Genomic DNA, 24,303 nt, shown 5'->3' with positions numbered 1-24,303 from the left:
CCGGGTGTGGGCGCGCGGGAACGGCGCCTGGTTCTGGGGGGATCATTGCGGCGAGTCTATCGGGGCCGCCGGCGGCGGCATGAGGAGTTAGCGGGGCAGCTTGACCGCGATGAGCTCGACCTGGTTTTCGCCTTGCGGCGTCGTGTAGGTCACCGTGTCGCCGGCCTTGCGCCCCGCCAGGGCCTGTCCCAACGGGCTGCGCGCCGTCAGCGTCTCGGCCTCGCGGCCGATCGGGGTCTCCTCGACGATGGAAATCACGTGCATGGTCACGACTTCCCCGTCGGGGAACCGCAGGGTGACCTCGGTGCCCCCGGGCAGCGTCTCGGAGTCGTCCGAGGGCGACGGTCCGCTGCGCAGGCGCCGGTCCAGTTCGTTGATCCGGTCGCCGAGCACGACGAGCTCGTCCGCGCGTTGTATCGCCTCGGCCGCGTCTCCGTGGTCGCCGACCATGCCGCGGTCGTTTTTTACCTCGACCTCGAGGCGATCACGCCGCTGCTTCAGGCGGTCCAGCTCCGCGGCGAGGTTTTCCCGCGCCTCATCCGCCGCCGACTTGGCTTTTTTGCTCACGTCAGTCGACCCGATCCTGTCTGCCGTCACTTGCTGACCTGTAGCGCTACAGTGTTGCACCACCACCAGGGCAGCCGCCACCTTACGCGCAGGGAAACTTGGTTGTTGTACACATACCCAGTAGTGCGGCGAATCTATCCCGGTTTGCTAGTGAGCTTTGTTCGGCGCGCTACGCCCAGCCTCCGGCCGTCACCGGGCCGGCGGTAAGGGTGACCACGTTGTTGCGGCTCTCGCGCGCCTCCACCGCGGACACCCACGCCCGGCCGCCGGTCGCCAGCGCGACGATTCGCTCGGCGGTCTCGAACACCCAGGCCGCCGAACCCTCCATGCCGGTGTTGTCCATGATGCGTAGGTCGACGACGCCCCGCTCGGCCAGCAGTTCGAACAGGTCGCGCTGCGGGTCGTCCTGTGCGATCAGGGTGGTGTGGTCGAACTGGTATCGCAGCGCCGTCCGGACTTCGGCGACGGCGCTGCCGTCGACCACCAGGCCGGTGCCGGGTTCGGTTTCGGCGCAGGCGAACTCGACCTGGAAGCTCCGCTCGTAGCCGTGCAGGAAGAAACGCTTGCCGCGATTGGCCCACGAACGATGGCAGCACGGCAGCTCGTCGAAGAGCTTGCGCATGTGGAACCGCGCCGCCCTGCCGATCGGGGTGTCGGCGCGATGAATGGTGGCGACGTAGACGTCGTCGTCGAAGGCGATGTGACTCATGAGTGCAGCATCGGGTCGGCGCCTTGACGGATCCTTGAAAGATCCTTGGTGCGTCAGCGGGCGTTGTCGATTCCGGCCGCCGCGCGGCTTCCGCGTGAGACCATTCGCTGATCGGGGGAGTACCGCAGGAGTCGAGATGAAGGCGTTATCCGAGGAAGAACTGTTGATCAACCAGCAGGCCGCGACCGTCGCCGCATCGGTTATTCCCGAGCCTGTGGTGGCAGCAACCCGATGCGAGCAGGTGACGGACGCCATGACGGCCGAGGCGGTCGGCGTCGGCGCGGTCACCCGCTGGGGGATGCGCGTGAGCCGGAAGATGAGTCGAGCGATGCCCAGCATGACGAACGTCGGCGGGATGGCGAAGTACATGGAGATGGCGGGCCTGCCGGACAGCTTCATCCTCGCCATCACGGCGGGTCACGTGTATGCGCTCGAGGACAAGCGCAACGGAGGACAGCTCGTCCCCGGCAACGTCCTGAAAGCCTGGGACCGCGGCTTTCGCGCCAGCCGCGGTACTCCGCAGCTGGAACGCAGCAAGGGGGTGCCCGACGATCGCCAACTCCTGATCCTCTTTCTTCCGATCGAAGGCGGCGGGAACCGGTACCTATCGGCTGCCGCACGCAACAATCCCGGCGCGGGGTTCCCGCACATGTTCATGGTCGGGCGGGACGCGCCGAGCCAGCGCGTGATGGACGAGTTGCGCCCCAGCACCCCAACGGTGATCACCGGGGGCAAGATCACGGGCGGCATGGCCGGCGGCGCGCCTTTCGCGCCGGCGCAACCGTCGGCCGCCCAGCGCCTGCAGGAGCTCGAGACCCTGCGCGCCTCGGGTGCGATCTCCGACGCTGAATACGCGGCCAAGCGAGAGCAGATCATCGGCGAGATCTGAAGCAGCGCTTGGCAACGCTGGATTAGGGACCCGGGTCGCCCTCGATGAGCATGGGCGCAACCTGCCGGTTGGCTCCGCCGTTGCTCACCCACGGTTGGGAGTTCGGGCTCATGATGCCGATCATGAAGTGGTGGCAGGCGTTCATGTCCCAGTTTGGCGTCCCGCCGCTGGGCTGCGGCAGCGGCATGTCGGGGCACCAGATGTAGCTGCACGCGTGGTAGTTGCAGATCGACTTCGGATAGGTGAACGCGTGGGCGGTCCCCGTGGCGAGGCCAAGGGCGGCGAGCGCGGTGCCACCCGACAGCAGCGCGCCGGCGGCCACCCGCTTGATGCGGCGAGCGTTGGTGTTCATGTCCCGATTCCCTTCCTTCCACTGGGCCAGACGCGACCTTCGTGCCGCCATTAGATGCCGGCGCATCGCCTACCGATCACAAGAATGGATAGTTAACTCGCGCCCACGAGAAGCGGCGGCGAATTGCGCAAATTCACGGGCCGGCATTTTGCCCGCTAGACCCAGTACGGCACCCGGGCGCGGTACTGCCGCATTCCGAAGGCCGCCAGCAGCCACCCGACGACCGTCAGCACCAGGACCACCACCCAGTGCCGCAGTTCCTGGTGCGCGCCCAGCAGCGGGGCGCGGACGATGTCGAGGTAGTGCAGCAGCGGGTTGAGTTCGACGATGCTCGCCCAGTGCCCGGCGCCCTGCGCCCGCAGCGTGTCGTCGTTCCAGATGATCGGCGTCATGAAGAACAGCAACTGCACGACCGAGAACAGCAACGGGCCGATGTCGCGGTAGCGGGTCGCCAGGATGCCGAAACACAGTGACACCCAAATGGAGTTGAGCACGATCAGCGCCAGCGCCGGGATGACCGAGAGGTCGGCCCACGACCACGGCTTGGGAAAGATGATCGCGACGACGACGTAGATCACGATGTTGTGCGCGAACAGGAGCATCTGCCGCCACACCAGCCGGTAGACGTGCACCGAAAGCGGCGTGGGCAGTTGCTTGATCAGCCCCTCGTTGGCGACGAACACGTCGGCGCCCTCCAGGATCGAGGCGTTGATCAGGTTCCAGATGATCAGCCCGAGCGTGACGTAGGGCAGGTGCACCGCCAGATCCAGGTGGAACAGCTTCGAATACAGGCCGCCCATCGCCACCGCCGTCGTTCCGGTCGCGATGGTGATCCAGAACGGTCCCAGCACCGAGCGGCGATAGCGCTGCTTGATGTCCTGCCAGCCCAGATGCAGCCACAGCTCGTGCCGACGGAAGCCGGCGACCAGGTCGTTGCGGGCGCGGGTGAAGGTCCGCGACTGCGCGGCGGCATCGACAAACGTCATGTGCGCCACTCTCCCCCGCAAGCGGGCGGTACCCCCACCTCATCGCTCCGCTCTGCATCGTCGCCGGCGCGCGTCACGCGCTTCCTCCCGGCTTGCCGAACCGCTCCCGACGCCCCAAGCGGCGCAACCGAATCCAATCGGACAGTCCCTTGGGGTCGCGGCGGGTCACCAGGAAGAACCAGCCGAATCGGACCCACTCCTGGAACAGAAGCTTGCGCAGGCCCGGCTGCGCCATCAGGTAGCCGCGGTTGCGGTAGGTGAAGAACCGCTTGGTGGGGTCGTCGGGATACTGCGTGTGCATCCGGCCGCCCAGGATCGGCTTGAACTCGTCGGATCCGCACGGATGCAGGTAGACCGCGTCGAGGCAGGTGCCGAACGGCAGGCCGGAGCGAACCAGCCGGCGGTGCATTTCCACCTCGTCGCCGCGAACGAACAGCCGCAGGTCCGGCACGCCGATCGACTCCAGCGTCGACGCCTTGAACAGCGCGCCGTTGAACAATGATGCGATTCCGCGCAGCAGATCCTGCCCCTCCTCGGTGCGCAATTCGCTTGCGCGCCTGCGCCATACCAGGCCGCGCCGCAACGGGAACGCCAGCCGTGCCGGGTCGTCCATGTTGCACACCATCGGCGACACCTCGGCCAGCCCGTACTTCTCGGCGCAGGCCAGTAGCGTCGCCAGCACCTGCGAGTCCTGGGGTCGCCCGTCGTCGTCGGCGAGCCACACCCAGTCGGCGCCCTGCGCCAGCGCGTGCAGCATGCCCAGCGCGAAGCCGCCTGCGCCGCCGAGGTTTCGCCGCGAGCTCAAGTACGTCGTCGAAATGGGTTGGCCGGCAACCAGATCACGGACCCGGCCGTCACCGTCGTTGTCGACGACGATCAGGTGGTCGGGCAACCGGGTTTGCGTGCTGAGCACATCCAGCGACTTGGCGAGCTCGTCGGGTCGCCGGTGGGTGACCACGACGGCGAAGATCGTCTCGCTCATGGCTGCCCGGCGGTCTCGGCCAGCACCTCGCGCACGTGCCGCGCGGCGTCCTCGCCCTCGTACGCGCGCACCACGTCCTCGATGCCGCCCGACATGCGGATGACGCCGTGGTCGATCCACATCGCCGTCTTGCACAAGCGGGCGAGGAACTCGTTGGAATGGCTTGCGAACACCAGGATTCCGGAGCGCTCCACCAGGCGCTGCAGCCGGGTCTGGGCCTTCTTGAGGAAGTCGGCGTCCACCGCGCCGATGCCCTCGTCGAGCAGCAGGATCTCCGGGTCGATGCTGGTGACCACGCCCATGGCCAGCCGGACCCGCATCCCGGTGGAGTAGGTGCGCAGCGGCATCGACAGGTAGTCGCCCAGCTCGGTGAACTCCGCGATCTCGTCGACCTTGGACAACATCTGCTTGCGGGTCTGCCCCAGGAACAGTCCGCGGATGATGATGTTCTCGTAGCCCGAGATCTCCGGGTCCATTCCGACACCGAGATCGAACACCGGCGCAACCCGGCCGGTGACCTTCGCCCACCCACGGGTTGGCTCGTAGATGCCCGAAAGTAGGCGCAGCAGCGTCGATTTCCCGGCCCCGTTGTGGCCGACGAGCCCGACCCGGTCGCCCAACTCGAGCTTCATGGTGATGTCGCGCAACGCCTCGACGACCACCACGTTGGAACTGTTACGGCCGATCGTGCCGCCCGCCTTGCCCAGGAATGCCTTCTTCAACGACCGCGACTTGGCGTCGAAGATGGGAAATTCCACCCACGCGTCGCGCGTCTCAATATGAGGTCCTGGACCCGGCAGCGTCATGTGCTTACAGGTATTGCCCGGTGCCCGAACCCGGGCCGTGGCCCGACCTGATACCCGGGGGGAGTGCCCCCTGGCGCATCTGCTCCAGTTGCGCGCGGGCGGCCATCTGCTGGGCGAACAGCGCGGTCTGGATGCCGTGGAACAGCCCCTCCAACCACCCGACCAGCTGCGCCTGGGCGATGCGCAACTCGGCGTCCGACGGCGCGGCGTCCTCGCTGAACGGCAGGGTGAGCCGATCGAGTTCCTCTCGCAGTTCCGGCGCCAGGCCTTCCTCGAGTTCCCGGATGCTCTTGGCGTGGATCTCACGCAGCCGGTTGCGGCTGGCCTCGTCCAGCGGCGCGGCGCGCACCTCCTCGAGCAGTTGCTTGATCATCGTCCCGATCCGCATCACCTTGGCGGGCTGCTCGACCAGGTCCGTCAGGGAGCGCTCGTCGGAGTCGTCATCGGCCTCGCGGAGCGCCATGATCCGCGGGTCGACGCCGCCGATCACCTCGATGCCGTCGGCGTCCGGGCCGTCGTTGCCGTTAGTCAAATCCGTTCACCATCCTCTTGCGCGTCTAAGGGTGCGGCGCCGCGGCGTCGTCGCGCCACTCGTAGATTCGAGCCCCGCCATTGTCGTAGATCATGGTCCACGACTTCGACCTATCCAGAGACACTAGCCCTTCGGGTGTGGCAAACCCTCTGACGTTGGGCGCGCTGGTCAGGATGTACCTGATATTGAGCGCCTTAATCGCCTCGGCGACCTTCGGGTCGGAATCGCCCTTACGCGCGGAGATCCAGAAGATGTAGCGGTAGTAGCCCGGACCGGTCTGCTGTGGGAAGTCGTAGTGGGTCCACAACGGGTGCAGGTCGGCCACCGCGTACATCCACGCGGTGCCGTCGACGTTGGAGTTGCCGATCAGGGTGTCGCGGGCACCGGGCAGCTTGGCCAGGTAGGCCATCGCCATGAGGTCTCGCTGGTCGATGATCACCGAGTCGTACTTGTCGCCGAACAACACCAGGTGCCGGTAGAGGTATTGCCGGCCTGAGACCAGGACGGCCGCCACCAGCAGGACCGCCGTGGCCGCGGTCCAGACCGGGGCGGGCAGCCGGGTGAACCGGTCGGTGAGCCGCTTGGCCAGGGCGACTGCCCCCACCACGATCGCGAAGAGCGCGATCCCCGCCATCGGTGTCACCAGCATGGTCACCACCGCCGACAGGCGGCGCGGATCGTTGTAGAAGAACTGGCTGAACTCCTCGATGGCGCGGCCCAGGGGATTTCGGAACGGCGCGCCGGAGTAGATGGTCGCCACGGTCAGCACCACCCAGACGGCCGGCGGCCACCAGATCCGCTTGTACAGCAGGATCCCCATGCCGATGGCCGCCAGCACGACCAGGCTGTATTGGGTCGGGAAGTCGTTGAGGTGGCGGGTGTGCAGCAGCAGCGCGTCGATGACGCCCTGCTTCACGCTCTTGAAGCTGGGGAACGCGTGCCCGGCGATGATGTCGGCCTGCCGCAGCACGCCGAGGAATTGCGGCGCCAGGATCGCGGCGGTGGGCACGGCCACGGCGGCCAGGGTCAGCGCGTCGGCGAGGCGCCCGCGCACCGGGTGCCACAGTGCGTCCAGGAGCCACCAGGCCCCGAGGAACAGGATGACGATGAACCCCCCGGTCAGGTGCACCGACAGGACCCCGACCAGCGCCAGCACGGCCGCCGGGATGCGGTCGCGGTGCCGCAACGTCGAGGCGATCAGCACGAACGTCGGGATCGCGACGCCGTAGGCGGCCAGGTTGGGCATCGCCGCGACGCCGAACTCGACATAGGGCACCGACGTGAACGACGCCGACAGCGCGGCGGCGGTGGCCGACACGCTGGCCGCGCGCCACTGGCTGCTGATGGGGCGCAGCAGGAACCAGGTGAGGGTGGCGGCGCTGGACGGGAACAGCCAGACAGACGCGGCCAACGAGTTCACGGTGTAGCCGGTGGTGGGCGCCGCGCCGGTGAGCTGGCAGTAGACGGCCGCCAGGGCGTGGAACACCGACGGGTAGTACAGCGGCTGGTGGGTCTCGACGTTGCGGAGCTCGCCCATGTGCGTCGACGACGCCTGGCCGGTGTCGAGGATGAACCGGACCTCGTTGGCGTGCCAGACCGCGTCCCAGGTGCTCGGGATGGACTGCCAGTGCGTGAGGCCGCGATAGCCCGCCCACATGATCAGCGCCGCGCCCAGCAGCACACCCGCGGCCACCGTCACCGCGGGCCAGCGACTGACCCCGCGCGCCTCCGCCTCGGTGTCGCGGTACCGGGCGAGCCCCAGCTGCAAGCCCGTCGCCACCACGCACACCACCGCCAGCGCGGCGAGCGCGGTCCAGCCGTTCCACGGGATCCCGAGCGCACCGAGGGGGATAATCGCCAGCGCCACAACGCCGTACGTCAGCGCAGGGCCAACCGCAATGGCCACCGGCCACGTCAGCTGGGTGATGCGCGCGACGATCACACCCGGTGCGATCAGCAAGAACAGTGCGATCAGCGTTCCGGTCCAAAGGCCCACTGGACTAGTATGGCTGCCCGGGTGATTCGGCTCGCCAAGCCACCGTCCGGCTTGGATTGCCGAAGGGGCACCCGCTACCGTCACAATTTTCGCGAAATTGCGGAAGCCTTAAGGTGGCTGTCATGGCTTACGACGTCGCCCGGGTGCGCGGACTGCATCCGTCGCTGGGTGACGGGTGGGTGCACTTCGACGCGCCGGTCGGCATGCTCATCCCGGATTCGGTGGCGACGACGGTGTCGACGGCGTTTCGCCGGTCCGGCACCACCACCGTCGGGGCGCACCCGTCGGCGCGGCGCAGCGCCGCCGTGCTGGAGGCCGCGCGCGCGGCCGTCGCCGACCTGTTCAACGCCGACCCGGCGGGCGTCGTGCTCGGCGCCGATCGGGCCATCCTGTTGTCGTCGCTGGCCGAGGCGTCGTCGTCGCGGGCTGGGTTGGGCTACGAGGTGATCGTCAGCCGGCTCGACGACGAGGCCAACATCGCCCCGTGGCTGCGCGCGGCGCACCGCTACGGCGCCAAGGTGAAATGGGCCGAGATCGACATCGAGACCGGCGAGCTGCCGACGTGGCAGTGGGAGAGCCTGATCGGAAAGTCGACGCGGCTGGTCGCCGTCGCGTCGGCGTCGGCGACGCTGGGTACGGTCACCGATCTGCGGGCGATGACGAAGCTGGTGCACGAGGTGGGCGGGCTGGTGGTGGTCGACCATTCCGCGGCCGCGCCCTACCGGCTGCTCGACGTCAAGGAGACCGACGCGGACATCGTCGCGGTTAACGCGCTGGCGTGGGGCGGTCCCCCGATCGGCGCGATGGTGTTCCGCGATCCCGCGCTGATCAACTCGTTCAGCGCGGTGTCTTCCGATCCACAGGCCACCGGCCCGGCGCGCCTCGAGGTCGGCGCGCATCAGTTCGGCCTGCTGGCCGGGTTGGTCGCCAGCATCGAGTACCTCGCGTCGCTCGACGAGTCGGCCCGCGGCAGCCGGCGCGAACGCCTGTCGGTGTCGACGCAGTCGGCCACCGCGTACCTGAACCGGGTCTTCGACTACCTGATGGTGTCGTTGCGGTCGCTGCCGCTGGTGATGGTGATCGGTCGGCCCGAGGCGCGGATCCCGGTGGTCAGCTTCGCCCTGCAGGACGTGCCCGCCGAGCGCGTGGTGCAGCGCCTGGCGGACAACGGCATCCTGGCCATCTCGAACGAGAGCTCCCGCGCGCTGGACGTGCTGGGCGTCAACGACGTGGGCGGCGCCGTCACCGTCGGCCTGGCGCACTACTCGACGACGGCCGAGGTCGACCAGCTGGTGCGCGCGCTGGCGTCGCTGGGCTGAGCTTTCGCCGCGAGCCTAACCACACTGCGAAAATTCAGGCCCAAAATCGCAGCCCGGTTAGGTTCGCGAGCCGACGGCTAGACGGTCAGCACGATCTTTCCGGTCACCTTGCCGGCCACCAGGTCATGATGCGCCTCACCGGCCCGCTGGATGGGCATGCGGGCGCCGATGATCGGGCGCACTCGGCCCTCGGCGATCATCGGCCACACCGACGCGGTGACCGCCTGCACGATCTCGGTCTTGCTGTTCGGTCCGGTGACCGGCCGGGCCCGCAGCGTGGTGCCGATCACCCGCGCCCGCTTCATCAACAGCTTGGCGATGTTGAGCTCGCCCTTGATCCCGCCCTGCATGCCGATGATGACCAGCTGCCCGTCGGTGGCCAGGGCGTCGATGTTGCGGTCCAGGTAGGCGGCGCCCATGATGTCGAAAATCACGTCGGCCCCGCCGTTTTCCTGCAGGCGCGCGACGAAGTCCTCATCGCGGTAGTTGATCGTGATCTCGGCGCCCAGCTCGCGGCAGAACTCGAGCTTCTCCGCCGACCCGGCGGTGACGGCCACCCGGACGCCCATCGCACGCGCGACCTGGATCGCGTGGGTGCCGATGCCGCTGGCCCCGCCGTGCATCAGCAGCAGCTGCCCCTTGCCCAGGTGCGCGACCATCACCAGGTTCGACCACACCGTGCACGCCACCTCCGGCAGGCCGGCGGCGTCCACCAGGTCCACCCCGTCGGGGACGGGCATCACCTGGCCGGCGGGCACGGCGACGTATTCGGCGTAGCCGCCTCCGGCGAGCAGCGCGCAAACCTCTTGTCCCGCAGCCCAATTCGTGACGCCTTCGCCCGCATCGGCAACGACGCCGGACACCTCCATGCCGATGATTTCGCTGGCCCCCGGCGGTGGCGGGTACTTGCCGGCGGCCTGCAGGACGTCGGCGCGGTTGACGCCGGCCGCGGCGACCTTGATCAGCACCTCGCCGGGTCCGGCGGTCGCGTCGGGCACCTCTTGCCAGGACAGTTGATCGGGGGATTCGGCGACAATCGCGCGCATGACGGCGACGTTACTAGTGCCGGTTACCCTTAGCAGCGGTGGCGTGGCAGAGCGGCCTAATGCACTCGCCTTGAAAGCGAGAGACGGCTAAAACCGTCCGGGGGTTCAAATCCCTCCGCCACCGCCGGTCAGTGCCGTCGGCCGGGGCGATCCGTTCGTCGGTGCGCACCAGCGACGCCCCGACCGAAACCGCGAACATGGGCAGCGCCTCGTCGGCGCGCAGGGTTTTGGCGGGAGCGGCGCCCTGTTCCGACAGCACGATCAAGGTGTTCCCATCGCCGCGCGCCCTCAACCGGCGCGAATCTCCGCGGCGATGGTGTCCATCAGCGCCGTGTAACGGCGAACCTCCGGGTCGCGACCGGGCTTGCCGCTGCTGATCACGCCGGCGGCCATGTCGCGCTCCGGGTCGGCCCAGATGGCGATGTTGGTGAGCCCGAGGTGACCGAACGCGGCCGTCGCGCCCCGGCCGAACGGCCCGAACCGCTTCGTTCCCAGGATGAATCCGGTGCCCCAGCGGGCCGGCATCAGCCCGATCGCGAAATCCGGTCGCAGGCGCCGGCATTCGGCGGCCGCGCCCCGCATCGTCTCCGGGCTCATCACCCGCACGCCGTCGAGTTCTCCTCCGCGGCGCCAGATTTCGGCGAACCGGGACAGCTCGTCGGCGGTCGAAACGGTGTTGGACGACGGGACGATCGTGGTCAGGAACCGGGGCGTGTTCGTGTACGGGATGATCTCGTGCACGGTTCCACCGATCGCCTTGCGGAAGATCTGCGCGACCACCGGCGGCAGGGTGCGCCCGGTGGGGTGACTCGGCGCGACCAGCGGAACGTCTTGTTTGGCGACGCCGAAGTTGGTCCACCGGAAGCCCAGCGGGTCGAGGATCTCGGTGGCGAGGATTTCGCGAATCTCCTTGCCGGTGGCCGCGTAGACGATCTCGCGCATCAGCGGGCCCCACGTCAGCGCGTGATACATGTGCACCAGCCCGGGGCGGTAAAGGGGCCGCAGTTCGCCGAGCTTCTGTTGCGCGTACTCGTGGTCGTCGGCGCGTTTGACATCCGGCCGGGGCCCGGTGGGGAAGGGCAGGCCGGCGCTGTGGGTCATCACGTGCCGGATCGTGATGCGGTCCTTGCCGTGGCTGGTGAAGGTGGGCAGGTATTCGCAGACCCGGTCGTCCAGCGAGAAGACTCCGCGCTCGGCGAGCATGTGCACGACTGTCGCGGTGATGCCCTTGGCCGCCGAGTACACGCAGTACGGCGTGTCCGTGGTGACGGGGATCTTCTCGGCGTCGGGCGGATCGGTGGGCGCATTGCCCCAGCCGTGCCCGATCGCGCGGTTGAGCACGACGCGCCCGTGCTGGCGGATGCACACCTGGATCGCCGGGTGCATGCCGCCCGCATACCAGTGCCGCGCGGCCCGCCAGATCCGCTCGACGGCGGCGCTGTCGATCTCGGAGTGGTCCTCGGCGCCGACGGCCGTCACGGAGTCCAGGTCGGCCGGGAGGCGGATTTTTCCGTCGGGTGTCACTTCAGCGAGAGTAGCCAAGCGCGCGCTATTCCCCGGTGAACTGCGGCGGACGCTTGGCGAACGTGGCGGAAATGCCTTCGGTCAGGTCCTTCGACGGCAGGAACGCCGCGTTCCAGGTCGCGACGTAGCGCAGGTTCTCCGAGATGGCGGAGGTGCGTTGCTGGTCGAGGACGTCCTTGACGCCGTAGACGGCCAGCGGGGGATTGGCGGCGATCTCCGCGGCCGTCGCGTGCGCGGCCGCAAGCGTCGCGTCGGCGTCGGCCAACACGTCGTTGACCAACCCGATCTTCTCGGCGCGGGCCGCGTCGATGTCCCGACCCGTCAGCGCCAGTTCGCGCAGGTGGCCGTCGCCCAGGATCAGCGGCAGCCGGGCCAGGCTGCCCATGTCCGCGACGATCGCCAGCTTGACCTCCCGCACCGAGAACTTGGCGTCGGCGCTGGCGTAGCGGATGTCGACCGCGGAGATCAGGTCGACGGCGCCGCCGATGCACCAGCCCTGGACCGAGGCGATGGTCGGGGTGCGGCAGTCGGCGACGGCGTTGATCGCCTTCTGCATCCGCAGGATCTCGGCGTGGAAGTCGGTGCGGGGGCGGGCCGTCGCCCCCTCGGCCATCAGCGGGGCGAACATGCCGCCCATCGCGGGCACGTCCAGGCCGTAGCTGAAGTTCTTGCCCGATCCGGTGATGACGATGGCCCGCACGTCGCGGTCGGCGTCGAGCCCCGCGAACACGGCCGGCATCTCCGACCAGAATGCCGGCCCCATCGCGTTGCCCTTGCCCGGCCCGATCAGCGTCACCTGTGCGACGTGGTCCTTGGTTTCGATCGTGACGGATTCGTATCTTTCGCCCATAGCGAGACCGTAGCGTGGCAAATATGGCTCCTGACTTGCGACCCGGACCTCATTCCCCGCCCACCGACGAGCTGCACAGCGCCGAGGACACGCTGGGCGTGTTGCAGCGCGTCCTGCATCCCATCGCGACCGACGACCTGACCCGGCGCACGCCGTGCCGCGAGTTCGACGTGACGGGGCTGACCGAGCACCTGCTGAACTCGATCAAGGGGCTCGGGGGCATGGTCGGCGCGGACATTCCCGAGCGCGACGAAAGCGATTCGGTGGAGCGGCAGATCATCGCCGCGGCCCGCCCCGCCCTGGACGCGTGGCATCGCCACGGCCTCGACGGCACCGTGCCGTTCGGCAAGGGCGAGATGCCGGCCAGGGGCGCCTGCGGCATCCTGTCGCTCGAATTCCTCGTGCACGCCTGGGATTACGCCAAGGCCGTGGGACACGACGTCGACGCCCCGGAGCCGTTGGCCGAATACGTCCTGGGCCTGGCGCACCAGATCATCCGCCCGGAGCAACGCAGCCGCGCCGGTTTCGACGAGCCCGTCGACCTGCCCACCGACGCCGGCGCCCTCGAGCAGCTGATCGCGTTTACGGGCCGCAACCCGGCCGGCTAGCCGCGCGCCGCATCGCCGAGCGTGCGGCCAGCCGCACACTGGACGACGAGCGTGCGGCCAGCCGCACGTTCGCGCGTGGGCTATACCCGCTCGAGGTAGAAGTAGTAGTACCGGCCGCCGTCCAGCACGCGCTTGCCGTTCATGATGCCCATCACGGCGTCGTCGTCGATCCTCTTGAAGTGGTCGTGCACGGGCTGGCCGTCGTAGACCATGGTCGCGGTGACCTCGCCGCGGAATTCCTCCAGCCACAGGCTGGCCTCGCCCTTGCCCATCTCCTTGTTGGAGAACTTGTTCCCGTCGGCGTCGAGGCACACCAGGGGCTGCACGTCGGCGGCCGACTTGAAGCTTTTGCCGAACCAGCCGGCCTTTTCCAGCTGGCCGTTCATCTTGTGGCCGGTGACGAACTCGCCGCCCTTCCACTCGCCCATCATCTCGTCGATGGTCGCCGGGGGCAGGGTCGCCCAGAAGTCGTCGAGCTCGGCGTCGGCGATTTCGCCGGCGCGTTCCTTGAATTCGGTGAACTTCTTGCGGGCCAGGCTCATTGGTTCTCCTTTATCCAGTCGTGGGCAAACCGCAGCAGCGCGTCGTTTTCCTCCGGCGCCCCGATGGTGACTCGCACGCCGTCCGGGGCGAACGGGCGGACCACGATGCGCGCCTCGGCGGCCCGCGCCACAAAGTCCTGGGTGCGCGTGCCAAGGGGCAGCCAGACGAAGTTGGCTTGCGACGGTGGCAGGGCGAACCCGGCGTCGCGCAGGCCGGCGCTGACGCGGGCCCGCTCGGCGACCACGGCGTCGGTGCGGGCGAGCAGCTCGTCGGCGGCGTCCAGCGAGGCGATGGCGGCGGCCTGCGAGACGCTCGTCACCGCGAACGGCACATAGACCTGGTCCAGCGCCGTGATCAGGTCGGGGTGCCCGACGGCGTAGCCGACGCGAAGGCCCGCCAGCCCGTAGGCCTTCGAAAAGGTCCGCAGCACAACGACGTTGCTGCGGGTGCGGGCCAGCTGCAGGCTGTCGGGCAGCATGCCGTCGCGGATGTACTCGACGTAGGCCTCGTCGATGGCGATCAGGATGTGCGGCGGCACCGCCTCGACGAAACGGGCCAGCGCGTCCGGGTCGACGACCGTCGACGTCGGGTTGTTGGGGTTGCACACGAAGATCAGCCGGGTGCGGTCGGTCACCGCGGCGAGCATCGCGTACAGATCGAAGGTGTGGTCGGTCAGGGGCACCTTGACGGCGACGGCGCCGGCCACCTGAGTCATGGGCGGGTAAAGCTCGAAGCTGTGCCACCCCATCACCACCTCGTCGCCCGCGGCGGCGGTGATTTGGATGACCTGCTGGCACAGGCTCACCGAGCCGCAGCTGACCGCGACCTGCTCGGGCGCGAAGTCCGCGGAGCTCGCCGAGCTGAGGTGCTTGGCCAGCGCCGCCTTGAGCGCAAGGTTGGCGCTGTCGGGATAGCGGTGAATGTTGTCGGTGGCCCGTTCGATCGCCGCGCGGACGCTCGGCAGCGGGCCGTGCACCGTCTCGTTGCTGGCGAGTTTGATCGATCCCGGCACCGTCTTGCCGGGAACGTAGACGGGAAGTCCCGCCAGCTCGGGGCGCAGGCGGGCGGTCACTTCGACAGCATATGTCGGCGCTGTGTACGCTATGCCTCCGGCGGTTCGGGGACGGCTGAAGGGGTTCGGGTACCCTCAGGAAGTCCGATGGAGGCGTGCCAGAGCGGCCGAATGGGGCTCACTGCTAATGAGTTGTCCCCCTCAAAGGGGACCGGAGGTTCAAATCCTCTCGCCTCCGCCACGCAAGACAACTGAAGACAGGCGCCCGTAGCTCAACGGATAGAGCATCTGACTACGGATCAGAAGGTTGGGGGTTCGAATCCCTTCGGGCGCGCTCAGCACAGCGGTGGATGTAGCCGAACCGTTCAGCCGGAGTTGGTTGTGGCCGCCAACATTCGGCGATAACCTCCGGCGCATGATCACGAGCAGCTTTGGACAGACAATTGGTGGCGGTGCCGGCGGTCGCGTGGGTGGCGGTGCCGGAGGTCGTGTTGGCGGTGGCGCGGGTGGCCGCCTCGGCGGCGGTGCCGGAGGTCGTGTTGGCGGTGGCGCGGGCGGCCGCCTCGGCGGCGGCGCCGGCGGCCGCTAGCCCTTAACCAACAGACGGGCGCTCCGGCTCACTTGATCGGGCCGGGCGGCGCTTGCTGCGCGGCAGGATCATCCGAGCCGACCAGGTCCAGTTGCATCCATGCCACGTCGTGCCAGCGGCCGTGTTTCCATTCGACGCGCCGGTACAGCCCGACCTCCTCGAACCCGAAGGATCGATGGAAGCCGTTGCTGGCCTCGTTGGGTTGCGTGATGCCGGCGAAGGCCTGCCGGTAGCCGCGCTCGGCGAGCCGCTGCAGTAGCCGCGTGTAGAGCGCGCGGCCGCCGCCGGTGCGGTGATGGTCCGGGTGCACGTAGAGCCCGGTCTCGGTCGACCATCGGTAGGTCGGCATGCGATTGAGGGTGTGCCCGTAGGCGAAGCCGATGATCCGATCGTCGCGTTCGAGGACCAGCCATTCGTGGGCCGACGTGATCCGCGCGGCCATCTCGGCCACGGCCGGGACTTCGAGTTCCCAGCTGATCGCCGTGTCCAGAACGTACGGGCGGTAAATCGCAACGCACGCGGCCGCGTCCTCAGCGGAAGCCGGACGCACGATCGATTGCATGCCAGCAGTCTTCCATCGTCAAAGCCGCAGGGCGGCTTCGGCTTTAAACGGGCGACCAGTCGTCCCAGGACTCGGCGAAGTCGAGAGTCGTCCGGGGGATCTGGGCGGTGGCGATGATCTCGCGGAAGTGGTCCTGCCAACCCCACCACATGCCGATGTGAAAGACGTATTGGTACCAGCTGAGCTGGTAGCCGTCGGGGATGGCCTCGCCCTTGTTCTCGGGTGAGAACACCGCGACCGCCAGCAGGCCGATCGCCGTCGCGGCGGGCAGCTGGATCTTGCCGGTGCGCCAGATCTGCACTCCCGCGGGGCGTGGCCCGTGCGGGGTCAGTTCGAATCCCTCGGGCAGTTCGTCCTCGTGGCCGTGGCTCCAGCGGTGCACGCCGTACAGGACGTCGGCGATGTCGGGGCGGCCGTCGGGCATATCCGACTTCACCGCGACGGGAAAGCGGCTCTGCTCGAAGTCGATCCCCGGTGCCGCCATTATCTGGAAGATGTCCAGCGAGTCCCGGACCGTGCGCTTGAACCGGGTCGCGACGCCCTCCTGCGGGTAGCGCTTCTTCGAGGTTCCATCGACCGCGTTGCAGGCGTGCAGCATCGCGGTGTCCCACTCGCGATGTTCCCAGTGGTCGAGCGAGCGCCTGACCGAATCCCCGACGTCCACGCTTGGAGGCTAACCGCCGGGCCCCAAGGTGTCCTGGTTATGGGCGCGGTTGGAAAGGCAGCCGGCGCGGCGGGATGGTCACGGTCTGGGTCACCGTGCTGGTTTCGGTGCTCGGGGACACGGTGACCGTGCTCGGCGGGACCGTCGTCGTCGGGGTGTCGGTGCTCGGGGTGCCCGTGTCGGTACTCGGGGTTCCCGTGTCCGTGCTCGGCGGCGGGGCGGTCTCGGTGACGGTCTGCGTCGGCGCGCCGCCGCCCCCGTGGTGGTGCGGCGGCTCGGTGGTGGTGGTCACCGCCGGAGCGCTCGTGGTGGTCGGAGCGGGTGTCGTCGTGGTGGTCGGAGCCGGCGACGGCGATCCGGCGACCAGCTTGACCACCGCGTACGCCGCGAGGCCGAGCACGATCACCCCGAGAGCACCGGCCGCGACCAGCGCCGCCGGGCGGCGATACCACGGTGTCGGGGGCTCGGGCGGCTGGGACGCCGGCTCGTCGTAGTAACCGCCGTAGGCGGCCTGGGTCGGCTCGGAGTAGAAGTCGGGATTCTCGGGGTAGGGCGGCACGAAGGGAGATGTTAGTGCGTCAGGATTCGCCGCCGATAAGCGTCAGCGCCCGCTCGAACAGGTGCACGGTCGCGGCGTGGAGTTGGTCGCCGACCTCTTTTTCGGCCTTGCCCGCGCACGCCCGCGCCAGCGTGCCCTCGATGACGATGCCGAGCTTGAAGCAGGCCAGCACCGTGTACCAGGCGATGTTCGACAGGTCGCGGGTGGTGTTGGCGGCGTACCGCTGGAACAGGTCGTCGGTGCTGGCCAGCCCGTCCTGTCCGCCCAGGGCGTGGCTGAACACGCTGGACCCGTCGGGCTGGCGCCAGGTCGCCAGCAGCCAGCCCAGGTCGAGCAGCGGGTCACCGATCGTGCACATCTCCCAGTCGACGATGGCGACCACGTCGGGTCCGGTGCGGGAAAACATGACGTTGGCGGCGTGGTAGTCGCCGTGCATGATGCCGGGGGTCCAGCTGGTGGGTCGGCGGCGCTCCAGCCACGTGGACACTTCCTCGATGCCCGGGATGTCGGGCCCGGGATAGCCGTCGTACTCGCTGTAGGACTCCAGCTCGGAAAGCCACCGCGGCACCTGACGTTCCAGGAAGCCGTCCGGCTTGCCGAAGTCGGCGAGGCCGACGGCGACGTGGTCGACGGCGCCGAGCCTCGCCAGCGCGTCGGCCATCGATAGGCCCATGCCGAACCGCACGCTCGCGTCACCCGCGTGCAAGGGCGGCAGCCCCTCGCCGGCGTTGAACCCGTCGACCGGCTCCATCAGGTAGAACACGGCGTCGCCGAGGACGCTGGTGTCGTCGCAGGTGGCGATCAGGTGCGGGTGCGGCACGTCGGAGCCGGCCAGCGCCGCAAGGACTTTCGTCTCGCGCAGGATCACGCTGTTGCTGCGGGTTCGCAGGTGCCGCGGTCCGCGGCGCAGCACGTAGGGGCGTCCGGCCCGGGTGAATCGCAGCATGACGTTCTGGGTTCCGCCGGTGAGGGTGGTGACGTCCTCGAGCGGACCCTCACCAAGCCCCTGCCCGGACATCCATTTCGCCACGGCATCGAGGTCGACAGGCTCCACGTTTCAGCCCTTGGGCCGCGGGGTGTAGCGAACGGTCTGCGCCCAGATCATCCCGTCGCGGAACACGAAGGTGTCGACGCCGTCCTCGACCCGGTTGAGCGGCGAATCGGCCGCCCACTCCAGGAACAGCACGTCACCCTCGAAGACCTGGGTCTTCAGGTCCCACGCCGCGTCGGGCAGGTCGTCGAGCAATTTCGCGAAGGCCCCGCGGACGCCGTCCTTGCCGCGCGCGACGCCGGCCGGGGTGATGAACACGGAATCCTCGGTGTAGTCGGCGACGATCTCGTCCAGGTCGCCCGCGCCGAGCGCCTGCCCATGGTGGGCGAATATCTCCTGCGGCGTACGGGTCATGGGATGAAGCGTAGGTCACCGGCGGCTCGCGCCCGCCGCCGCCGGATGCCTGGAACAATAGTGTGGACAACTAACGAACTTCGGGCTTGGGAGGGAAACCGCGATGCCGCGCACCGACAACGATTCCTGGGACATCACCCAAAGCGTGGGAGCCACCGCGCTGGGTGTCGCCGCGGCGCGGGCCGCCGAGACCGCGAGCGAGAACCCGCTCATCAACGACCCGTTCGCGCGGGTGTTCGTCGACGCGGCGGGCGAGGGAATGTGGAGCATCTACGCCGACCCCAAGCTGCTGGCCAAGGCGGTCGACCTGGAACCGGAGGTGCGGAGCCGAATCCAGCTGATGATCGACTTCATGGCCACGCGCACAGCGTTTTTCGACGAATTCTTCCTGGGCGCCGCCGACGCTGGCGTTCGCCAGGTGGTGATCCTGGCCGCCGGCCTGGACGCCCGCACCTGGCGGCTGCCGTGGCCCGACGGCACCGTCGTCTACGAGCTGGACCAGCCCAAGGTGCTGGAATTCAAATCCAAGACGCTGCGCGAACACGGCGCGCAGCCGAACGCGGAGCTGGTCAACGTGGCGATCGACCTGCGCCAGGACTGGCCAAAGGCGTTGCAGGAGGCCGGGTTCGACGCGTCGCGGCCGGCGGTCTGGTCGGCCGAAGGCCTGGTGCGGTATCTGCCGGCGCAGGCGCAGGACCTGCTGTTCGAGCGCATCCATGAGCTCAGTGCGCCGGGTAGTTGGCTCGCTTCCAACGTGCCGGGCTCGGGCTTCACCGACCCCGAGCTCGTTCGGCGGCAGCGCGAGGACATGCAGCGCATGCGCGCCGCGGCCGCGCGGCTGGTCGACACCGAGATCACCGACTTCGACGACCTCTGGTACGCCGAGGAGCGCACGCCCGTCGACGGCTGGCTGAGCGAGCACGGCTGGGACGTCACGACGGCGACCTTCGCGGAGCTGATGGCGCACTACGACCGCAGCATTCCGCAGGGCACCGAAAACGCGATGCCGCCGACCCTGTACGTGTCGGCGCAGCGGCGAGCGGATTGAGCGCAACGAACCCTATTGGGCGGTAACCCGTTTCGCGGCCTGCAGGCCTTCCACATCTTGCTTGATCGCCGCGATCGCGTCGACCGGTGTCAGGTCCTGGCCCTGGCTGTTCTGACCAAGCTGCGGCCAGCCACCGCCGCCCGGCCCCCGCAGCTGGTCCCAGATATCGCGGACCTTGCTCAGCAGCTCGGCCTGTTCGTCGTCGGTGAGCGCCATCAACCATCCTCCGTTCGTACCGATGCCGCACGCGGCGGCGAATTCTTGCGGTGTCAGCCCGTCGGCCGAGTTCATATCGCACTGACCGAACGGTGGACACCCCTGCGGCAGGTTGGGGCTGAAGCCCGTGCCGTCGGTGTACTGGTGCGCGACCTGGCCCGGCAGGTTCGGGTTGGAGCCATAGCCGGCGCCGATGACGCGCAGGCCCGCGGGCCGCGTCCGCCACATGTTGTAGAAGTCATAAGCGTTGGCGTATCCGATGATCCGCGCGGGCGAGCCGGCGTAGTCGGCCAGGTTCCAGTACAGGCTGTTGATCCAGCTCGAGCCGTCGCCGGGCGGGTTGCCACCCGCTTCGACGTCGAGCATGAGCGCGACCCGTGGGTGCAATCCGCCGGCGGCATCGATCATCGAGCGCACGGTGTCGGCATTGTCCAGCCAATCGGGCCGCACGTAGGTGTACACGATCCCGAACGTCAGGCGCCCGCTGTCCAACGCGTCGCGCAGCCATGCGTAGTTGGCCGCGAAGTTGTGATCTCGATAGGTACCGTCGCAGACGCGGATGGAAAGCACCCGGTACGGATAGGAATCATCCACGGGCACTTGGAATTCCGAGACGTCGGCGAACAGGGTGTCGGTCACGGCGGCGCGCCTCGGGAGCTCTGCCTGGAGCAACCCATCTCAATCCCCCTTCACCGCAACCCCACTCGCCATGCTACCCATCGCGGTAACCTCGCGGTTATGGCTGATCGGCCGGCCCGGGTGAGCGACGTGCATCGGATCGCCACGTCGATGCCACACGTCAAGCGCATGGAGGGCCCGAAGGGCAACTCCATCTACCAGGTGGGCGGAAAGTCGTTCGTGTTCTTCCGCACTCCGCAGCCCGACGCGACCGACCCGGACACCGGCGAACGCTATGCCGACGTGATCATGCTCTGGGTGGAGTCGGAAAGCGACAAGCTCGCCCTCGTCCAGGATCCCGCGTCACCGTTCTTCACCACGAGCCATTTCGACGGACATCCCTCGGTGCTGGTGCGGGCCGGCCGATTGGCCGAGATCACCAGGACCGAACTGGCGGAGCTGATTCAGGACGCGTGGCTTTCGCGGGCTTCAAAGAGACGCGCCGAGGCCTGGCTCGCGGACCACGTTTAGACGCACGTCCAACGGGTAAAGCTACCTCCACGAGAATTTTTCTCGACACAATGGAGGTCACAATGGGTGGTCGCGGAGTGATCGGCGCGGTTGTCCTGATCTGGTTGCTCATCGGAGTCTTCGCGGCTTTTCAGCGCGACTACTTCAAGGGCGGCGCAACGAATTGCGTCACCGCGGGAAACATCGCGTTGACGGTTATCGCCGGTCCCCTGAATTACGCGGGCGTCAATCCAAAAGTCAAGGATTGCCATGTGCCGCAGCCCAGTTCAATGCCCAGCGGTCTAGCAGTGGTCTAGAAGCGGCCAGCAAATAACGTAGACCCCTCACAAAAGGAAACCGTCATGATCATCCTCGGCATAGTGCTACTCATTCTCGGGTTTGTCTTCAGTCTCCCGCTGCTATGGGAGATCGGCATCGTCGTGCTCGTCATCGGCGCGGTGTTGTGGATCCTTGGGTCCGTCGGCCGGCCGGTCGCCGGCAGGCGGTATTGGTACTAGGCAATCCCCGGGAGGCCGGATCGCGTGACTGCTCGCCAGTCACGCGATCTTTTCACAGCCCACACAAAGGAACGGCATAGCGTCGGCTCAGTCGGGCGCGGATACTGGAACCTGTGACGCAGTCCCGAGCCTCGGTAGAGCGGGTTGTCATGTGCCGCGCGGACGGCAACCCGATCAATGTGCTCGTCGTCGACGACGAAGCGGTGTTGGCCGAAATGGTGTCCATGGCCCTGCGATACGAGGGCTGGACGATCTCCACCGCGGGCGACGGATCATCGGCCATCGCGGCGGCCCGGGCCCAGCGGCCCGACGTGGTCGTCCTCGACGTGATGCTCCCCGACATGAGTGGCCTGGACGTGCTGCACAAACTGCGCGAGGACAACCCGCAGCTGCCGGTGCTGCTGCTGACGGCCAAGGACGCGGTGGAAGACCGCATCGCGGGCCTGACCGCGGGCGGCGACGACTACGTGACCAAACCCTTCAGCATCGAAGAGGTGGTGCTGCGGCTGCGGGCGCTTCTTCGTCGCACCGGGGTGACCACCGTCGACAGCGGGGCGCAGCTGGTGGTCGGCGACCTGGTGCTGGACGAGGACAGCCACGAGGTGAGCCGCGCGGGAGAACCAATCTCGTTGACCTCCACCGAGTTCGAGCTGCTGCGGTTCATGATGCGCAACTCCAAGCGGGTGCTGAGCAAGGCCCAGATCCTGGACCGGGTGTGGAGTTACGACTTCGGCGGGCGATCGAACATCGTCGAGCTCTACATTTCCTACCTGCGCAAAAAGATCGACAACGGTCGTGAACCCATGATCCACACGCTGCGCGGCGCGGGCTATGTCCTCAAGCCCGCCCGCTAGGACGCGGCGGGTCTGGTCACTTCGGCTCCGGCTGCTGGTCGGCCAGATCGTCGTGCTCGCCCTTGTGTGCATCGGCATCACCGCGGCGACCGAACTGGCGCTGCTGCACCACCTCGTCGCGCAGCTCGACGGGCAACTCGCCGGAACTTCGTACCGCTCGGCGCTGATGTACCCCGAACCGAAACGCCCGGGCTGGCGACACGAGTCGCATTTCTATCCGCGGCCGGGCCCCGGCCCGCGGTTCCTGGATGCCCCGGGCCAGCCGGCCGGCATGGTCGCCGCGGTGATCACCGACGGCAAGATCGTCGACGCCGGATACCTGACCAGTGACGGCGCGCGGGCCGCGTTGACCCCGGCCGCGCAGACGCAACTGGAACACATCGCCGGCAGCCGCAGGGCGGTGACGCTCGACCTCGACGGACTCGGTCGGTACCGCGTCGTGGCCGCCCCGAGCCGCAGCGGCGGGGACGTCATCGTCACCGGCCTGTCGATGTCGAACATCGACGCCACCATGATCCGGATGCTGGTCATCCTCGGGATCGTCACGGTGATCGCGCTGGTCGCGGCGACCAGCGCCGGCGTCGTCATCATCCGGCGGGCGCTGGCCCCGCTGCGCCGCGTCGCGCAAACCGCAAGCGAGGTGGTCGAACTCCCGTTGGACCGCGGCGAGGTCGAGTTGCCGGTGCGGGTGGCCGAGTCCGACGCGAACCCCGCCACCGAGGTGGGGCAGTTGGGCTCGGCGCTGAACCGGATGCTCGACCACATCGCGGCCGCGCTGTCGGCGCGGCAGGCCAGCGAGACCCGGGTTCGCCAGTTCGTCGCCGACGCCAGCCACGAACTGCGCACGCCGCTGGCCGCGATCCGCGGTTACACCGAGCTCACCCAGCGCATGGGAGACGACCGCGAAGCGGTCGCGCACGCGATGAGCCGGGTGGCTTCCGAGACCGAGCGGATCACCCGCCTCGTCGAGGACCTGCTGTTGCTCGCCCGCCTGGACTCCGGGCGGCCGCTGGAGCGGCAACCGGTGGACCTGTCGCACCTGGCGGTGGACGCCGTCAGCGACGCGCACGTCGCCGGGCCGGAGCATCAGTGGGAGCTGGACCTGCCCGAGGAGCCGGTGGTCGTCACCGGTGACGCGGCGCGCCTGCAGCAGGTGCTGACGAACCTGCTGGCCAACGCGCGCGTCCACACCGCGCCCGGCACCGTCGTGACGACCCGATTGAGCAGCGAGCCGACGCAGACCGTGTTGCAGGTCATCGACAACGGCCCCGGCATTCCGGCGGGGTTGCAGTCCGAGGTGTTCGAGCGGTTCGCCCGCGGCGATTCCTCACGCTCGCGCAAAGGCGGCAGCACCGGGCTGGGATTGGCGATCGCGTCCGCGGTCGTCAAGGCGCACAACGGGACCATCACGGTCGACAGCGCACCCGGTCACACCGAGTTCACGGTGCGGTTGCCACTCAACGGGTGGCAACCGCCCGCATCACTCAGTTAGGAGCAAGTCACGTCGATTTCGAACGGCTTGTTCACCGGTTGCATCGGGTTGGCCATGTCGACCCCGGTCGCGGTGCCGGTGACCTTGTAGCTGTTGCCGTTCTTGGTCGCCGAGGCGTTGCCCTGGCCGGAACCCTGCGCGTACGCGAGAGTCACGCCGTTGACGTTGCCGAGCCCGACGGACTTCACCGTGTTGTCACCGGCGAGTACGACGGAGATGCCGGTCGCCGCTCCACCGACCGCGATGGTGGTGTTGCCGCCGACCGTCGTGCACACGACGGAGCCGGTCACGTTCTGGTTCTTGCCGTCGATGGTCACCGTCGGCGCCGCCGCGCCGCTTCCCGGGGTGGCAACCGCAACCGACGTGCCGTTCGCACTACCGCTCGTGCTCGACTTGTTGCTCGAACACCCGGAAATGCCCGCGGCCAAAATCGCCGCTCCGGCCACCGCGACAGTCAGTCCACGCTTCACCTGTTCTCCTTTGCCCGATCGTTGCGGCTCTCCACATTAAGAACCGTCAAGGCAGTATGCGGGTTTGCCGAGCCGCA

At 68.2% G+C, this 24,303-nt stretch carries 30 protein-coding genes, 3 tRNA genes and 1 pseudogene; 13 read left to right on the top strand and 21 right to left on the bottom strand.

Annotation, left to right across the window (positions count from 1 at the left end; all coding sequences use genetic code 11):
* Positions 1-87: 87 nt before the first annotated feature.
* Together AC5Y7V_RS00740 and AC5Y7V_RS00735 are read right to left on the bottom strand one after the other, a co-directional pair.
* Positions 88-567 carry a GreA/GreB family elongation factor gene (locus tag AC5Y7V_RS00740; RefSeq protein ID WP_068102513.1) on the bottom strand — a complete coding sequence of 160 codons (480 nt, stop codon included), beginning with the start codon at positions 565-567 and terminating at the stop codon, positions 88-90.
* A 169-nt stretch (positions 568-736) separates the two neighbouring features.
* On the bottom strand, positions 737-1,276 hold the full coding sequence (locus AC5Y7V_RS00735; protein ID WP_499878145.1) for a 6-carboxytetrahydropterin synthase: 540 nt from the start codon (positions 1,274-1,276) through the stop codon (positions 737-739).
* A 163-nt stretch (positions 1,277-1,439) separates the two neighbouring features.
* Here AC5Y7V_RS00735 and AC5Y7V_RS00730 point away from each other — a divergent pair, with 163 nt between their 5' ends.
* Entirely contained in the window at positions 1,440-2,165 is a 726-nt protein-coding gene (locus tag AC5Y7V_RS00730) for an SHOCT domain-containing protein (RefSeq protein ID WP_499878144.1), read from the top strand.
* Positions 2,166-2,187: 22 nt separating this feature from the next.
* On the opposite strand, the gene AC5Y7V_RS00725 is transcribed toward AC5Y7V_RS00730, so the two are convergent.
* The 6 genes from AC5Y7V_RS00725 to AC5Y7V_RS00700 form a co-directional block, all read right to left on the bottom strand.
* A complete protein-coding gene (locus tag AC5Y7V_RS00725; RefSeq protein WP_499878143.1) occupies positions 2,188-2,517 on the bottom strand; it encodes a hypothetical protein in 330 nt (109 codons plus the stop codon).
* 155 nt (positions 2,518-2,672) lie between these two features.
* Entirely contained in the window at positions 2,673-3,503 is an 831-nt protein-coding gene (gene wzm / locus AC5Y7V_RS00720; protein WP_499878142.1) for a galactan export ABC transporter permease subunit Wzm/RfbD, read from the bottom strand.
* Positions 3,504-3,576: 73 nt separating this feature from the next.
* The gene (glfT1, locus tag AC5Y7V_RS00715) at positions 3,577-4,485 is read right to left on the bottom strand and encodes a galactofuranosyltransferase GlfT1 (protein ID WP_499878141.1); all 909 of its coding nucleotides are present in this window, start codon (positions 4,483-4,485) and stop codon (positions 3,577-3,579) included.
* On the bottom strand, positions 4,482-5,291 hold the full coding sequence (gene wzt, locus AC5Y7V_RS00710) for a galactan export ABC transporter ATP-binding subunit Wzt/RfbE (RefSeq protein WP_499878140.1): 810 nt from the start codon (positions 5,289-5,291) through the stop codon (positions 4,482-4,484). The genes glfT1 and wzt overlap by 4 nt, the downstream gene beginning before the upstream one ends.
* A 4-nt stretch (positions 5,292-5,295) precedes the next feature.
* Positions 5,296-5,754 carry a bacterial proteasome activator family protein gene (locus AC5Y7V_RS00705; RefSeq protein ID WP_499878884.1) on the bottom strand — a complete coding sequence of 153 codons (459 nt, stop codon included), beginning with the start codon at positions 5,752-5,754 and terminating at the stop codon, positions 5,296-5,298.
* Between the two features lie 94 nt (positions 5,755-5,848).
* Complete coding sequence (locus tag AC5Y7V_RS00700) at positions 5,849-7,819, bottom strand: DUF6541 family protein (protein ID WP_499878139.1); 1,971 nt, start codon at positions 7,817-7,819, stop codon at positions 5,849-5,851.
* 122 nt (positions 7,820-7,941) lie between these two features.
* On the opposite strand from AC5Y7V_RS00700, the gene AC5Y7V_RS00695 reads away from it, so the two are divergent.
* Positions 7,942-9,138 carry a cysteine desulfurase-like protein gene (locus tag AC5Y7V_RS00695; RefSeq protein ID WP_499878138.1) on the top strand — a complete coding sequence of 399 codons (1,197 nt, stop codon included), beginning with the start codon at positions 7,942-7,944 and terminating at the stop codon, positions 9,136-9,138.
* Positions 9,139-9,215: 77 nt separating this feature from the next.
* On the opposite strand, the gene AC5Y7V_RS00690 is transcribed toward AC5Y7V_RS00695, so the two are convergent.
* Positions 9,216-10,184 carry an NAD(P)H-quinone oxidoreductase gene (locus tag AC5Y7V_RS00690; RefSeq protein WP_499878137.1) on the bottom strand — a complete coding sequence of 323 codons (969 nt, stop codon included), beginning with the start codon at positions 10,182-10,184 and terminating at the stop codon, positions 9,216-9,218.
* A gap of 37 nt (positions 10,185-10,221) precedes the next feature.
* On the opposite strand from AC5Y7V_RS00690, the gene AC5Y7V_RS00685 reads away from it, so the two are divergent.
* Positions 10,222-10,308 (top strand) — tRNA-Ser (locus tag AC5Y7V_RS00685).
* Positions 10,309-10,317: 9 nt separating this feature from the next.
* On the opposite strand, the pseudogene AC5Y7V_RS00680 reads toward AC5Y7V_RS00685, so the two are convergent.
* From AC5Y7V_RS00680 to AC5Y7V_RS00670, 3 genes and pseudogenes are all read right to left on the bottom strand, one after another.
* Positions 10,318-10,443: pseudogene (locus AC5Y7V_RS00680) on the bottom strand (Rv2629 family ribosome hibernation factor); the annotation flags it as partial.
* Positions 10,444-10,472: 29 nt separating this feature from the next.
* The gene (gene lipE, locus AC5Y7V_RS00675) at positions 10,473-11,708 is read right to left on the bottom strand and encodes a lipase LipE (RefSeq protein ID WP_499878136.1); all 1,236 of its coding nucleotides are present in this window, start codon (positions 11,706-11,708) and stop codon (positions 10,473-10,475) included.
* Between the two features lie 25 nt (positions 11,709-11,733).
* Entirely contained in the window at positions 11,734-12,558 is an 825-nt protein-coding gene (locus AC5Y7V_RS00670; RefSeq protein ID WP_499878135.1) for a crotonase/enoyl-CoA hydratase family protein, read from the bottom strand.
* Positions 12,559-12,581: 23 nt separating this feature from the next.
* Here AC5Y7V_RS00670 and AC5Y7V_RS00665 point away from each other — a divergent pair, with 23 nt between their 5' ends.
* Positions 12,582-13,166: a TIGR03086 family metal-binding protein gene (locus AC5Y7V_RS00665; RefSeq protein ID WP_499878134.1), complete on the top strand. Its 585-nt coding sequence runs from the start codon at positions 12,582-12,584 to the stop codon at positions 13,164-13,166.
* A gap of 80 nt (positions 13,167-13,246) precedes the next feature.
* On the opposite strand, the gene AC5Y7V_RS00660 is transcribed toward AC5Y7V_RS00665, so the two are convergent.
* Both AC5Y7V_RS00660 and AC5Y7V_RS00655 read right to left on the bottom strand, forming a co-directional pair.
* Positions 13,247-13,708 carry a DUF4334 domain-containing protein gene (locus AC5Y7V_RS00660; RefSeq protein ID WP_499878133.1) on the bottom strand — a complete coding sequence of 154 codons (462 nt, stop codon included), beginning with the start codon at positions 13,706-13,708 and terminating at the stop codon, positions 13,247-13,249.
* Positions 13,705-14,781 (bottom strand): aromatic amino acid aminotransferase, encoded by a 1,077-nt coding sequence (locus tag AC5Y7V_RS00655; RefSeq protein ID WP_499878132.1) that lies wholly within the window; start codon positions 14,779-14,781, stop codon positions 13,705-13,707. Before AC5Y7V_RS00655 ends, AC5Y7V_RS00660 begins: the two co-directional genes overlap by 4 nt.
* Before the next feature lie 89 nt (positions 14,782-14,870).
* Here AC5Y7V_RS00655 and AC5Y7V_RS00650 point away from each other — a divergent pair.
* The 3 genes from AC5Y7V_RS00650 (at position 14,871) to AC5Y7V_RS00640 (ending at position 15,317) form a co-directional block, all read left to right on the top strand.
* A tRNA-Ser gene (locus AC5Y7V_RS00650) sits at positions 14,871-14,962 on the top strand.
* Between the two features lie 20 nt (positions 14,963-14,982).
* Positions 14,983-15,055: transfer RNA gene (locus AC5Y7V_RS00645), tRNA-Arg, on the top strand.
* A 97-nt stretch (positions 15,056-15,152) separates the two neighbouring features.
* Positions 15,153-15,317: a hypothetical protein gene (locus AC5Y7V_RS00640; protein WP_499878131.1), complete on the top strand. Its 165-nt coding sequence runs from the start codon at positions 15,153-15,155 to the stop codon at positions 15,315-15,317.
* A 21-nt stretch (positions 15,318-15,338) separates the two neighbouring features.
* On the opposite strand, the gene AC5Y7V_RS00635 is transcribed toward AC5Y7V_RS00640, so the two are convergent.
* The 5 genes from AC5Y7V_RS00635 to AC5Y7V_RS00615 are packed head-to-tail and all read right to left on the bottom strand — an operon-like array spanning position 15,339 to position 18,500.
* Positions 15,339-15,872 (bottom strand): GNAT family N-acetyltransferase, encoded by a 534-nt coding sequence (locus AC5Y7V_RS00635; protein ID WP_499878130.1) that lies wholly within the window; start codon positions 15,870-15,872, stop codon positions 15,339-15,341.
* 43 nt (positions 15,873-15,915) lie between these two features.
* Complete coding sequence (locus tag AC5Y7V_RS00630; RefSeq protein ID WP_499878129.1) at positions 15,916-16,536, bottom strand: Rv1289 family protein; 621 nt, start codon at positions 16,534-16,536, stop codon at positions 15,916-15,918.
* A gap of 37 nt (positions 16,537-16,573) precedes the next feature.
* Positions 16,574-17,095, bottom strand: a complete 522-nt coding sequence (locus tag AC5Y7V_RS00625; protein WP_499878128.1) for a hypothetical protein — start codon at positions 17,093-17,095, stop codon at positions 16,574-16,576.
* Between the two features lie 19 nt (positions 17,096-17,114).
* Positions 17,115-18,113 (bottom strand): phosphotransferase family protein, encoded by a 999-nt coding sequence (locus AC5Y7V_RS00620; protein WP_499878883.1) that lies wholly within the window; start codon positions 18,111-18,113, stop codon positions 17,115-17,117.
* A gap of 39 nt (positions 18,114-18,152) precedes the next feature.
* Positions 18,153-18,500: a nuclear transport factor 2 family protein gene (locus tag AC5Y7V_RS00615; protein ID WP_499878127.1), complete on the bottom strand. Its 348-nt coding sequence runs from the start codon at positions 18,498-18,500 to the stop codon at positions 18,153-18,155.
* A gap of 103 nt (positions 18,501-18,603) precedes the next feature.
* Here AC5Y7V_RS00615 and AC5Y7V_RS00610 point away from each other — a divergent pair, with 103 nt between their 5' ends.
* Positions 18,604-19,548: a class I SAM-dependent methyltransferase gene (locus tag AC5Y7V_RS00610; protein WP_499878126.1), complete on the top strand. Its 945-nt coding sequence runs from the start codon at positions 18,604-18,606 to the stop codon at positions 19,546-19,548.
* A gap of 12 nt (positions 19,549-19,560) precedes the next feature.
* Here AC5Y7V_RS00610 and AC5Y7V_RS00605 read toward each other — a convergent pair whose 3' ends face one another.
* Positions 19,561-20,403, bottom strand: coding sequence for a hypothetical protein (locus AC5Y7V_RS00605; protein WP_499878125.1), 843 nt, complete (start codon positions 20,401-20,403; stop codon positions 19,561-19,563).
* Positions 20,404-20,502: 99 nt separating this feature from the next.
* Between AC5Y7V_RS00605 and AC5Y7V_RS00600 the strand changes: the two genes are divergently transcribed.
* The 5 genes from AC5Y7V_RS00600 to AC5Y7V_RS00580 all read left to right on the top strand — a co-directional run bounded on the left by AC5Y7V_RS00600 (position 20,503) and on the right by AC5Y7V_RS00580 (position 23,756).
* Positions 20,503-20,913, top strand: coding sequence for an MmcQ/YjbR family DNA-binding protein (locus AC5Y7V_RS00600; protein ID WP_499878124.1), 411 nt, complete (start codon positions 20,503-20,505; stop codon positions 20,911-20,913).
* Between the two features lie 50 nt (positions 20,914-20,963).
* Entirely contained in the window at positions 20,964-21,209 is a 246-nt protein-coding gene (locus tag AC5Y7V_RS00595) for a hypothetical protein (protein ID WP_499878123.1), read from the top strand.
* A gap of 45 nt (positions 21,210-21,254) precedes the next feature.
* Complete coding sequence (locus AC5Y7V_RS00590; RefSeq protein WP_499878122.1) at positions 21,255-21,410, top strand: hypothetical protein; 156 nt, start codon at positions 21,255-21,257, stop codon at positions 21,408-21,410.
* 149 nt (positions 21,411-21,559) lie between these two features.
* Positions 21,560-22,264 (top strand): two-component system response regulator TcrX, encoded by a 705-nt coding sequence (gene tcrX, locus AC5Y7V_RS00585; RefSeq protein WP_499878882.1) that lies wholly within the window; start codon positions 21,560-21,562, stop codon positions 22,262-22,264.
* Positions 22,242-23,756 (top strand): sensor histidine kinase, encoded by a 1,515-nt coding sequence (locus AC5Y7V_RS00580; RefSeq protein WP_499878121.1) that lies wholly within the window; start codon positions 22,242-22,244, stop codon positions 23,754-23,756. Before tcrX ends, AC5Y7V_RS00580 begins: the two co-directional genes overlap by 23 nt.
* Here AC5Y7V_RS00580 and AC5Y7V_RS00575 read toward each other — a convergent pair.
* The gene (locus tag AC5Y7V_RS00575; RefSeq protein ID WP_067154823.1) at positions 23,753-24,226 is read right to left on the bottom strand and encodes a lipoprotein LpqH; all 474 of its coding nucleotides are present in this window, start codon (positions 24,224-24,226) and stop codon (positions 23,753-23,755) included. The genes AC5Y7V_RS00580 and AC5Y7V_RS00575 overlap by 4 nt on opposite strands.
* Positions 24,227-24,303: the final 77 nt, after the last annotated feature.

It is taken from the genome of Mycobacterium sp. NGS34 (assembly GCF_059812845.1).
This window is presented reverse-complemented; position numbering and strand designations above follow the sequence as displayed.